The sequence below is a fragment of the Streptococcus sp. SS-4456 genome (assembly GCF_036680365.1).
Lineage (GTDB): Bacteria > Bacillota > Bacilli > Lactobacillales > Streptococcaceae > Streptococcus.
The window spans coordinates 19,680-31,670 of record NZ_JAVIHI010000002.1; the positions used below are offsets into that span (position 1 = coordinate 19,680).

11 protein-coding genes and 1 pseudogene are annotated in these 11,991 nt (G+C 42.8%); 3 read left to right on the forward strand and 9 right to left on the reverse strand.

The features are described from left to right. Positions 1–378: 378 nt before the first annotated feature. The 4 genes from rpsR to RFK25_RS00735 all read right to left on the reverse strand — a co-directional run bounded on the left by rpsR (position 379) and on the right by RFK25_RS00735 (position 2,607). Positions 379–618: a 30S ribosomal protein S18 gene (gene rpsR / locus RFK25_RS00720; protein ID WP_002939250.1), complete on the reverse strand. Its 240-nt coding sequence runs from the start codon at positions 616–618 to the stop codon at positions 379–381. 31 nt (positions 619–649) lie between these two features. Further along, on the reverse strand, positions 650–1,144 hold the full coding sequence (locus tag RFK25_RS00725) for a single-stranded DNA-binding protein (RefSeq protein WP_172050674.1): 495 nt from the start codon (positions 1,142–1,144) through the stop codon (positions 650–652). A gap of 11 nt (positions 1,145–1,155) precedes the next feature. Beyond that, a complete protein-coding gene (gene rpsF / locus RFK25_RS00730) occupies positions 1,156–1,446 on the reverse strand; it encodes a 30S ribosomal protein S6 (RefSeq protein WP_002942403.1) in 291 nt (96 codons plus the stop codon). A gap of 171 nt (positions 1,447–1,617) precedes the next feature. Beyond that, positions 1,618–2,607: a lipoate--protein ligase gene (locus RFK25_RS00735; RefSeq protein WP_014736331.1), complete on the reverse strand. Its 990-nt coding sequence runs from the start codon at positions 2,605–2,607 to the stop codon at positions 1,618–1,620. A 133-nt stretch (positions 2,608–2,740) separates the two neighbouring features. Here RFK25_RS00735 and RFK25_RS00740 point away from each other — a divergent pair, with 133 nt between their 5' ends. After that, complete coding sequence (locus RFK25_RS00740) at positions 2,741–3,901, forward strand: DUF6688 domain-containing protein (RefSeq protein ID WP_332410710.1); 1,161 nt, start codon at positions 2,741–2,743, stop codon at positions 3,899–3,901. Positions 3,902–4,016: 115 nt separating this feature from the next. Then, positions 4,017–4,242, forward strand: a pseudogene (locus tag RFK25_RS00745) (transposase); the annotation flags it as partial. 189 nt (positions 4,243–4,431) lie between these two features. On the opposite strand, the gene RFK25_RS00750 reads toward RFK25_RS00745, so the two are convergent. From RFK25_RS00750 to RFK25_RS00770, 5 genes are all read right to left on the reverse strand, one after another. Beyond that, on the reverse strand, positions 4,432–5,271 hold the full coding sequence (locus tag RFK25_RS00750) for an HAD family hydrolase (protein WP_171999726.1): 840 nt from the start codon (positions 5,269–5,271) through the stop codon (positions 4,432–4,434). Between the two features lie 138 nt (positions 5,272–5,409). Continuing rightward, positions 5,410–7,170 carry a dihydrolipoyl dehydrogenase gene (gene lpdA / locus RFK25_RS00755; RefSeq protein ID WP_332410714.1) on the reverse strand — a complete coding sequence of 587 codons (1,761 nt, stop codon included), beginning with the start codon at positions 7,168–7,170 and terminating at the stop codon, positions 5,410–5,412. 190 nt (positions 7,171–7,360) lie between these two features. After that, a complete protein-coding gene (locus RFK25_RS00760; protein ID WP_332410716.1) occupies positions 7,361–8,746 on the reverse strand; it encodes a dihydrolipoamide acetyltransferase in 1,386 nt (461 codons plus the stop codon). Positions 8,747–8,963: 217 nt separating this feature from the next. Then, complete coding sequence (locus RFK25_RS00765) at positions 8,964–9,959, reverse strand: alpha-ketoacid dehydrogenase subunit beta (RefSeq protein ID WP_014638601.1); 996 nt, start codon at positions 9,957–9,959, stop codon at positions 8,964–8,966. A gap of 149 nt (positions 9,960–10,108) precedes the next feature. Then, positions 10,109–11,077, reverse strand: coding sequence for a thiamine pyrophosphate-dependent dehydrogenase E1 component subunit alpha (locus RFK25_RS00770; protein ID WP_002942391.1), 969 nt, complete (start codon positions 11,075–11,077; stop codon positions 10,109–10,111). 233 nt (positions 11,078–11,310) lie between these two features. Here RFK25_RS00770 and RFK25_RS00775 point away from each other — a divergent pair, with 233 nt between their 5' ends. Continuing rightward, on the forward strand, positions 11,311–11,970 hold the full coding sequence (locus RFK25_RS00775; protein ID WP_105118280.1) for a trimeric intracellular cation channel family protein: 660 nt from the start codon (positions 11,311–11,313) through the stop codon (positions 11,968–11,970). The last annotated feature ends 21 nt before the right edge of the window (positions 11,971–11,991 follow it).

Sequence of the window (11,991 nt, forward strand, 5' to 3'; positions counted from 1 at the left end):
TCCATCCAGTCGCCTTTGTCTATTATTAACGCACTCCTTTCATCCTACGGGATGCCCATCTACATCCAACAAGAGCAAATCTTTTTTTGTCAAAATGAGTATGATATATAACGTTCCTGCACTTTATCATTTTTTAGAATGTAAGCTAAAAACACCCATTCAAGGACTTCATTCGCTCTCGTATTTCGAGCTCATGATAAAATAACACGTTTGGGGCATTACTCGCTTTCGTTAATTTCGAGCTCATGATAAAACAGTCCATTCAAGGACCTTAATTCGCTTTCGTATTTTCAAGCTCATGAAAAAATGGTCCATACTGTTATTGCGCTTTTCGCATTTCTAGAGCGCAAGCTAAAAAGACCCGTTGGGGTCTTTTTACTAATCTTCGTTTACGAATGGTAGCAATGCCATTACGCGAGCACGTTTGATAGCTGTTGTTACTTTACGTTGGTTTTTAGCTGAAGTTCCAGTTACACGGCGTGGAAGGATTTTTCCACGTTCAGAAATGAAACGGCTAAGAAGCTCAGTATCTTTGTAATCAACATATTCAATTTTGTTAGCTGCGATATAGTCAACTTTTTTACGGCGTTTGAAACCGCCACGACGTTGTTGAGCCATGTGTGTTCTCCTTTATATTATTATTTCAGACCTAGAATGGTAGGTCATCGTCTGATATATCCATTGGATTACTAGCTCCAAATGGACTTTCTTCTCTAGCGAAGTTAGGTGTAGATTGTGCAGGTGCTTGATAAGGTGAGTTATAGTCATTCCCAGCGGCAAATGAATTACCCGCTGAATAAGCACCACCTTGACCTTCACGAGCAGTACGGCTTTCCAAGAGTTGGAAACTATCCGCAAGCACCTCAGTCACGTAGACACGTTGTCCCTGTTGGTTATCATAGCTACGAGTCTGAATACGACCAGTAATACCAATCAGAGCACCTTTCTTAGCCCAATTCGCCAAATTCTCAGCTTGTTGACGCCAAATGACTACGTTGATAAAATCCGTTTCACGCTCACCGTTTTGATTTTTAAAATTGCGGTTAACTGCCAGAGTAAAAGTCGCAACAGCCTGGTTAGACGGAGTATAACGAAGTTCTGCATCACGGGTCATACGACCAACCAATACTACATTATTTATCATAATCTACCTTCTTACGCGTCAAGTTTGACAATCATGTGACGAAGAATGTCGCCGTTGATTTTTGACAAACGGTCAAACTCTTTAAGAGCTTCATCGTTGTTAGCTTCAACGTTAACGATGTGGTACAAACCTTCGCGGAAATCTTTGATTTCGTATGCAAGGCGACGTTTTTCCCATGCTTTTGATTCAACGATAGTTGCACCGTTGTCAGTCAAGATAGAGTCAAAGCGTGCTACCAAAGCGTTTTTAGCTTCTTCTTCAATGTTTGGACGAATAATATAAAGAATTTCGTATTTAGCCATTGATATGTTCCTCCTTTTGGTCTAATGACTCATGGTCTAGCCACGAGTAAGTGAGGGATACTCACAGAAAATAATTATACCATAATATAGAAAATGTGCAAGTGAAAATAGCTTACTGAAAACAATTTCACGAAAGAAAAGACTATCCAAGTTCATGGACAGTCAAATAGATTATGCCACAATCGCTTTTGCCACTTCTTCTGTTGTCATGCGAGAGAAATAGTGTGTCGTGTCGATTTCTTGCAATTTTGCAAGCACATCCGCATACTCGTAGCGAGTACCGACCAACAAATCTTCGATGTCCGATACATCACCAATTCCGAAGAAATCACCATAAATCTTGATGGACTCGATTACTGATTTCTCAGCCTTGATGTAGGTTGTGATCTTACCAGCTGGGTAACGGACGCTGCGCTCCACAGTGTATTCTGGTGTTTGACCGTAGGTCCAATCCCAAGTCGCAAACTGGGTATCACGGATTTCTTGGATACGGGCCAAGTCATCTTCTGACAAGACATACTCATCCATGTCTGGATATTCTTGCTTCATCTGGTTGAGAATGGCATCCTTGAACTCCAGAACGGTCATCTTCTCTGGCAATTCGTTGTTGATATTGGTCACACGGGCACGGACTGACTTGACACCCTTGGACTCAATCTTGTCCTTGCTGACCTTGAGGGCACTTGCGAGGACTGACATATCCACATCAAATAGCAAGCATCCGTGGTGCATCATGCGGCCTTTAGCGTAGGCTTGGGCATTACCACAGATTTTCTTACCGTCGATTTCCAGGTCATTACGGCCGGTGAAATTGGCCTCTACACCCAGTGTTGCAAGAGTATCAATCACAGGTTTGGAGAAGGTTTTGAAGTCAAAAGCTCCCTCGTCTGCCTTATTTGAAATAATGGTATAGTTTAGGTTATTGAGGTCATGATAAACTGCGCCACCACCTGACAGACGGCGAACAACATGGATGCCCTTTTCGTCTGTGAATTCCTTGTTGATTTCTTCAATAGCATTCTGGTGCTTACCGATAATGATGGCAGGCTCATTGATCCAGAGAATAAAAATTTCATCGATATCTGTTAATTCCTTGAAGGCATAGGCTTCGAGGGCGATGTTGTAAGCTGGGTCATTGCTATTGTTTACGATGTATTTCATGCGAAACTCCTTTATTGTTAACTAATTTTTATTATAGTGGAAACGATAACAAAAGGCAAGTGTTGGAACCTTACTTTTCTGACCTGCCTTGCTTTTTCTATAAATTGATGGTAGGCTAGAGAAGGAGGAAGTCATGAAAAAACAGTTAAACACATTTTGGAAAATTTATATTATCTCAAGCATCTTTGTTCCTTTTATGTGGGTAATCAATATCCCTATCATCTGCTTGATCCTTCCTCTTCATCTGACCTGGAAAAACCTCCGCTATTTTATTGCACTCTTGAAGAACCAATTAAAAGAGTATAGTTTTTGGGTCAATGATGGGCTCATTTTCTTTCTAGGGACAGGGCTAAGTTGGTTGGCTCTTGAAATGGCTCAAGTTGTTTACGTCGATTGGCCAGAAACCCTTGTGAACATCCAACTTCACAGCCCAATACAGACAGAAGCCTGGTCGGGACAGTTCTTCCTTCTTCTTATGGGGGTTTTAGCTTATTTGGTGCTAAACATCTTCCAAACCAGGCTCCTCCCCCCTCTCCTAACCGTCCTACTCATCAGCTGCCTGTATCCAAGTTTTGTCTTTGCTGTTTTGTGGACCATACAACTTTCTACTTTGATTGAAACAGATTTCTTCACCTACTGCTACCTGTGTTTGGTTCCTTTTAATATTTGTCTCATTTACAGTCGGACCATTTTACAAACCATTCAACTGTGGCAAGCAGAATTAGCCAAGCAGAGCAACCCACGCTTTCCCAGACTTTATGCTCTCCTGCAAAGAAGTCTTTCTCTGCCCATCTGGCTCCTCTTCTTCAGTCTGCCCTATCTTGCAACTCTTGGCTCTTATCTCATTCTCTTTGGTCAAAAACCTGACCAGCTGCTTCAGATGTGGACGGAAACCAGTGATTGGGCCTTATCGGAAAAGATCTCCCCACCAAATGCCTTCTATGATGAACACTATCTTTGTACAGTGGGGGCTGCTGGACACCGTAAACTGGTCAAACCCATTCGTATGGGAGAACGCCATGGACATCGTGTGGTGGTCAATCGTCAGCTACAAATTGCCAATGCTTTTGAACAGATTTTAGAAGAAAGATGTCCACGCTTGCATGGCCGCATTCGTTCCATCTACGACCGGTATGGCTATCCCATTTCCAAACATATTCGCAAAGCCTGGCAGGCAGATCTGATTTACCTGATCATGAAACCAACCGAATGGCTCTTCCTCTTCGTCATCTATCTACATGATTGTCAGCCAGAAAATCGCATTGCAGTTCAGTATTTGCCAATAAAAAAATAAGAAGCTGGACCCCCCAGCTTCTTTTGTGTACACATTACTCCACATCCGCTCCGTTTGTAGCGATGACATTTTAAGGCTCTATAAGACTGTAGTGGGTAAATCCACTATGGAAATTAAGGTTTTAAACGCCATGGAATTACCTTATTCCAACGCCAAACTGGAAGCTACCAACAATCTCATCAAAGTCATTAAGAGAAATGCCTTTGGTTTCAGGAAGATGAAAACTTTAAAAAACGCACTTTGATTGCTTTGAACAGTGAAAAGGACTGGGAAGAGTCCTTTTCAGCTTATCCCCTAAAAACAAGAAAGAGAGAACGAATTTCGTCCTCTCTAGGTGTTAGCTTTTCGTCTACCCACTACAGTTGACAAGGATCCTAAAAGAACCCAAATCCACACCAAAGAAGACTGTCGCCAGATTTCTTACTATGAATTTAGGTTTTGCCTGCTGTTCAGTAACAATCCTACTCTTATCTTATCAAATTGTTAGCGGTTTTGCAATACCTTTAAACACTCGTTCTCAAACTAGTGACTCACAACAAACCCAATTTTTCAAAGGCATTGTAGAGGCCGTTTTCTTCGACATCGTCAGTAATCATATCTGCCATAGCCAAGATTTCTGCTCCGCCATTTCCCATAGCAACACCAGTAGCACAATAGTTCAGCATGGGAATATCAATTTTAGCATCCCCAAAAGCGATGGTATCCACTTGGTTTGCACCTATGTGATCCAACAAAACTGAGATGGCGTGGGCTTTGTTGATGTCTTTGACACCTAAATCACCAAATAGTGCTGTCTCGCCACGGCCTCCCCAGGTGTTTGCAACCAGTTGCGGAAAGGCTTCTTTGGAGTCCAAATGATCCTGGTAGGAGTCGAGTAGAAAACTGACTTTATTCAAATCATCTCGATACAATTCTCCATCAAACACTATCCCGTGTATGACATCTTCTACTTCTTGATTGGCAACCTCTTCGGCAGTTTTCCCTTTGTTCATGGAATATATCCGCAGGGTTTCACGAGCACGTTCACGGAAATTCTCACTGGCAAAGAGCCCGTTGTTGCTTTCCAGATAAAATTCCAAACCACGTTCGTGAAGCCAGTCTACAATCGCTCGGCTATCATCTTTTGAAATAACCTGATGCATGACCACCTGTCCTTGATGCTCGACATAAGAGCCGTTGCCACCAATCATTCCGTCAAGACCAATCTCCCATAGTTCTGGTTGCATTTCCGCCCGACTTCGACCTGTACAGACATAAACCAAGTGCCCATTCTCTCTGGCCTGTCGAATGGCACGAATGGCAGATTCTGGAATCCGATTATGATAGTCAACCAAGGTTCCATCCACATCTAAAAAAATTATCTTGCGCACACTATATTCTCCTTACTATTTTTCTACTACAAGTATAGTCTGTTTTTCTATCAAAAAACAGTCGAAAACTGCGAAAGAATGATACTATCCTATGAACATGCTAAAGAAAGCCAATCGACTTTCTTTTTGCTTATCTGATTATTTGCGTTTTGGTGGGTTGTGGATTGCAACACCAAGCACATCGAGGAAGGCTTCATACATAACTTCTGAGAAGGTTGGGTGACCGTGGATAGATGCTGCCACATCGTCAACTGTCAACTCAGACTCCATGATAGTTGCTGCTTCGTTGATCATTTCAGCTGCCACTGGACCGATGATGTGAACACCAAGAATTTCATGGTATTTCTTCTCAGCGATAACTTTTACAAAACCATGTGCTTCGTTAGAAGCGATGGCACGACCGTTACCAGTGAAGCTGTTGCGACCGATAAGGATGTTTTCTTTACCATATTTCTCGATAGCTTGGTCTTCTGTCAAACCAACCATCGCTATTTCTGGGTGTGTGTAAACCGCTGCTGGTGTGAAGTCCAATTTAGCTTTGTGGTGGTTACCGTGGATCGCATTTTCAGCTGCCACTTCACCCATGCGGTAAGCAGCGTGTGCCAACATCTTAGTACCGTTGACATCACCTGGTGCGTAGATACCAGGGATAGATGTTTCTTGGTATTCGTTAACCTTGATACGACCGCGGTCCAATTCAAGGTTAAGATTTTCAAGACCAGCCAATTGTGGTACACGTCCGATTGAAAGAAGGGCTTTTTCAGAAACGATTTCTGAGCCGTCGTTCAACTTGATGGTCAACTGGTTGTTGGCTTCTACAATTTCAGATACACCAACAGAGGTCAAGAATTTCATACCTTTCTTAGAAAGGACTTTTTGCAATTCAACAGACACTTCGCGGTCCATACCTGGAATGATACGGTCTGCCATCTCAACAACTGTTACTTCTGTACCGTATGATGCGTAAACCAAACCAAGTTCTACACCGACTACGCCACCACCCATAACAGTGAGTGACTTAGGAATTTCACGCAAGTCAAGAATATCATCAGACGTCAATACCAACTTAGAATCGATACCTGGGATGTTGATGCGGGATACTTTCGAACCTGTCGCAAGAACGATGCTGCGACCTTTGATAACCTTGTCGCCGATAACAACAGTCTTGTCAGGGTTTACTTGACCAAGGCCGTTGAAGATGGTTACTTTGTTAGCTTTCAAGAGACCTGCTACACCGCCTGTCAAGGTCTTCACAACCTTGTTCTTGAAGTCAACAGTCTTGTCCATATCAACTGTGTAGTTGGTTGAAGCAAGGTTGATACCACGCTCAGCCGCAATCTTCAAGCCGTCAAGAATTTCAGCGTTTTTAAGGTAGGTCTTAGTTGGGATACAACCCTTGTTCAAGCAGGTACCGCCAAATTCTGATTTCTCAACGATAGCGATTTTACCGCCTAATTGAGCACCGCGAATGGCAGCGTAGTAACCAGCAGGACCACCACCGACAACAACCATGTCATACTCGTCAGCCGCCAATTCAGCCTTAGGAGCTTGTGGAGCTGCTGCAGGAGCTGCAGGTACTTCCAAACCAGCTGCTTTCAAATCAGCAGTTGCTTGAGCAACTTCAGCTGGAGCAGGTGCGCTACCTACTTCAACTGTTTCACCTTCTGCTCCAAGGTAAGCAATGACTTCTGTTACAGGAACTGTTGCACCGTTACCGTGAACGATTTTCAAGAGAACACCTGACTCTTCCGCTTCCAATTCCATACTTGTCTTATCTGACATCATCTCCAAGATAACATCACCTTCGTTGACAAAATCACCCTCTTGTTTTTTCCACTCGATGATTTCGCCTTCTTGCATATCTACACCAAGTTTCGGCATAATAATTTCAATTGCCATAGTTATGATACAAAGAACGTCAAATGCGACAGAATTTTAGGAGTCCAACACAGGATGCTTGCATCCAAGGCGGACTATCTAAATTCCGAAGCATTTAGTTCGTGTTCAAATGTCACGAACTCGTTCTACATCCTTTCTTTATTTTCTATTCAGAAATCTAATTCTCTAGTTTAAACCAATGGAAACCTTATCAGATCAACAATTCCAATGGGTTTTCCAGCAAGTTCTTCAAGTCAACCATGAACTTAGCACCATTCATACCGTCAACGATACGGTGGTCAATGGTCAAGCAGAGTGCCATGATTGGACGGATCTTGATCTCACCGTCAATAACAACTGGTGTTTGAACAGTAGCTGCAACACCAAGGATGGCTGAGTTTGGTTGGTTGATGATTGGGTTAAAGGTTTTAGTACCAAACATACCCAAGTTGGTGATAGAGAAGGTAGAACCTGACATTTCAGCCCCCTTCAACTTACCAGATTGAGCCTTCTTGATGACATCTTTTGAAGCCACCACGAAGTCAGACAAGCTCATCTTATCGGCACCATGAACAACTGGTACCACCAAGCCTTCATCCAAACCTACCGCGATACCGAGGTTGACAAACTTGTGCAACTCGATTTCTTGTGCATCGTTAATTAAAGATGCATTCATATAGCGGTGTTCTTCCTTCATCAAGGTACGAACCACTGCAAGACCGATCAAGTCAGTAAATGTTACTTTCAAACCAGTCTTGTTCATGATTGGTTCAAGGACTTGCTTACGAAGTGCCATGAGGTTGGTCATGTCGATATCGTAGTTAAGCGTAAAGGTTGGAGCTGTCAAGTAAGAGTTGACCATACCTTTTGAAATCGCCTTACGCATTGGGCTCATCTTGATGATTTCAACGCCTTCTGGCAATTCTTTAGCTGGTTTCTCTTCAGCCTTCGGTGCTGGAGCAGCAGTTTCTACAGCTGCAGGAGCAAGTACTGCCAGAACGTCGTCCTTGACAATCTTACCATTGACACCTGAACCTGTAAGGGTTGACAAATCAACACCTTGGTCTGCTGCAATACGGGCTGCAAGCGGACTTGCTTTTGGAGCTGCTCCCTTGAAGTCTTCAACGTCAGCCTTGTGGACACGGCCATTTGCACCAGTTCCTGGCACAAGTCCTAAGTCAATACCAAGCTCACGCGCCAATTTACGTGCTGCTGGAGTCGCACGAACCTTGCCACCACCTTGTGGTTTGGCAGCAGCTGCCGGAGCAACAATAACAGGCGTGCGACCTGCAGGTACTTCTTCGATGGCTGCAGCTGGAGTAACTGGAGCAGATGAAGCTCCTGCTTCAACCGTTTCGCCTTCAGCACCCAAGTAAGCAATGACTTCAGTAACAGGGACGGTAGCACCGTTTCCATGAACAATTTTTAATAGGACGCCTGACTCTTCTGCTTCTAGCTCCATGCTGGTCTTGTCAGACATCATTTCCAAGATGACATCGCCTTCGTTGACGAAATCGCCCTCTTGTTTTTTCCACTCGATGATTTCACCTTCTTGCATGTCCACACCGAGCTTAGGCATAATGATTTCAATAGCCATTTTTAAGATACCAAGTCCGAACAGAAAACGATTGAAAAATAGAAAATCCTGATTTCTTAGCGATTTATCTTTTCTCCTAGTTTTCCGGACGGGGTCAATTCCTTTCTTTCAGTTTCTTACATAACCACTAAACCAGACTTATTCACTAAGTCGGCTCAATTCTAGGTTACATTCTTTCAAACAGGGCTAGGACGGTTACCCGTCCTTCCATTCTTTCTTAACCCTTGTTTACTTGCTTATAGATTGCCGCTTTGATTTTCTCTACGTTTGGCAATACTGCGTTTTCAAGAATGTTTGCGTAAGGAACTGGTACATCGTCTGAAGCGATACGGATGATTGGTGCATCCAAGTAATCAAAGGCTTCGCTTTCTGTGATGATTGATGCGATTTCACCGATGAAACCACCTGTTTTGTAAGCATCGTTGACCAAGATAACCTTACCAGTTTTCTTAACAGATTCGATGATCAATTCTTTATCCAATGGGATAAGGGTACGTGGGTCAACTACTTCTACGCTGATACCTTCAGCAGCTACTTCTTCAGCAGCTTTCAAGGCACGTTCCAACATACGACCGTATGAAATAATGGTTACATCTGTACCTTCACGTTTGATTTCACCTTTACCAAGTGGAATGTAGAAATCTGGGTCCAAGTTCACTTCTTCTTTTTTACCGTAAAGAGCTTTTGGCTCCAAGAAGATAACTGGGTTGTTATCAAGGATAGATGATTTCAAAAGACCTTTTGCATCGTTAGCTGTACCAGGTGCGACAACCTTGATACCTGGGATGTGGGTCAACCATGCTTCAAGTGATTGTGAGTGCTGGGCAGCAGAACCGATACCAGAACCTGATGCTACACGGAAGGTTACAGGTGTCTTCAAACCACCACCAAACATGTAGTTAGTTTTGGCAGCTTGGTTAACAATCGCGTCAAGTGCAATTGTCACGAAGTCCATGAAGGTCAAGTCAACGATTGGACGAAGGCCAGTTTGAGCCGCACCAACCGCAGAACCAGCGATTGCAGCCTCAGAGATAGGCGTGTCGCGAACGCGTTTTGGACCAAATTCATCCAACATACCAACAGATGTACCGAAGTCTCCGCCGTAGATACCGACGTCTTCACCCATCAAGAATACTTTTTCATCCTTACGCATTTCTTCGCTTTGAGCCAAGTTAATCGCTTCACGCAAGGCCATTACTTTTGTTTCAGCCATTTTTTACTCCTAATTTATATCAATTTATCTTTACTGTAACAAGTAAAATATAGAAAACAATCAATTACTTCATTAGTAATCAAACGTCATAGCTACTCGAGCTACCCTAGTTTGACTTGCTTCTTTAGAGCTTAGTCAAACTTCTTACGTTAGTCTACAAACACGTCTTCGTAAGCTACTGAGATGTCTGGATCTGGGCTTTCTTGTGCGAATTTCACAGATGCTTCTACTTGTTCTGCAACTTGTGCTTCGATAGCATCCAATTCTTCATCAGTCGCAATCTTGTTCTCTGTCAAGTATTTGCGGTATTTCTTAAGTGGGTCTTTTGCTTTCCACTCGTTTACCTCTTCTTTTGTACGGTAAACACCTGCGTCAGCAGTTGAGTGACCAAACCAGCGGTATGATTCAACTTCGACCATGGCTGGTCCGTTACCTGCACGAACATACTCAATAACTTCTTGCATTTTCTCATAAACGGCAATAACGTCGTTTCCATCTTCAACATAGTGACCTGGCATACCGTATGCAGCAGCACGTTGGTAGAGGTGAGGAATCTTAGTAGAATAAGAAATGTCAGTTGAAATACCGTAACGGTTGTTAGTGATAAAGAAGATAACTGGCAAATTCCAAACAGCTGCCAAGTTCATTGACTCATGGAAGGAACCTTCGTTAGTAGCTGAATCACCTGAGAAGGCGATAACGATATTATCTGTACCGAGGTATTGTTGCGTAAGGGCTGCACCTACTGCAAGGGCATAACCACCACCTACGATACCGTTTGAACCAAAGTTTCCTTTTTCAACGTTGGCCAAGTGCATAGAACCACCACGGCCTTTAGATGTACCTGTTGCTTTACCAGCAAGCTCTGCCATCATACCGTTGATATCAATACCTTTTGCAATAACGTGACCGTGACCACGGTGGTGTGAGAAGATGATGTCTTGCTCTGTCAAACCAGCGATTGGTCCAACGGCCGCAGCTTCTTCACCAACTGAGAAGTGAGTCATACCTTGTACGAAGCCACGACGCACCAATTTATTCAATTTCATGTCAACATCACGGATTTGTTGCATTTTTAGAAACATATCCAAGTGTTGTTCTTTTGAGATAGATACCATAATTTCCTCCAAAGGTTTTTTCTCTTTCTGTACTATGATAGACCAATATTTCACAAATGGCAAGTATTTGAACCGTTTTCTTATTTACCGAAAATTTCGTGAAAACACTGATTTTCCTGCTATTTTTTACTACTGCTTCACTTTTTGTTTTTTCATTTGTTTTTTATTTCACAAACTTTTGAACAGACTTGTCAGCCTTTTTTCTTTTTGTTATTATATAGATGGAGGTGCCTATGGAATTTGATTTATTTCTTATCATTTGCAACTATATCGGTACAATCGCTTTCGCTGTTTCAGGTGCTGTCAAGGGATTCAATAAGAAACTAGATATTTTTGGTATCTGTCTACTCAGTATCATCACAGCTGTGGGCGGCGGTATCATTCGTGATACCATGGCCAATCATATCCCAGCTGCCTTAACAGATCCCAAGGCTATCTACCTTTCTATCGGTGTAGCCATTATCATGTATGTGATTGTCATCAATATGAAGCAAGACCAGCCACTGGATAAAAAAATGATTATTTTACTTTCCCAGACCAATCTGGTCTTTGATGCCATCGGACTAGCCATCTTTGCCCTTATCGGTGCCAATACTGGAGTTGATCTTCAACTAAACGCCATGACAACTGGCATCTTGGCCGCTCTAACAGGTGTAGGAGGGGGGATTGCCCGCGATTTACTGGTTAATGAAACACCCATCGTTCTGAAAGAAGATGTATATGCTGTGCTAGCCTTCTTTTCTGGCCTTCTCTACCACCTTTGTATTGTCGATTGGCAATTACCACAAATTCCCATTTTTATTAGTATTTTTTCTATTAGTCTGATTATTCGACTCTTGGTCATCAAGTATAAGATTAACCTCCCAAATATGGATAGAAAACGAAAGGTCTGAGTTGCTCAACTCAGACCTTTT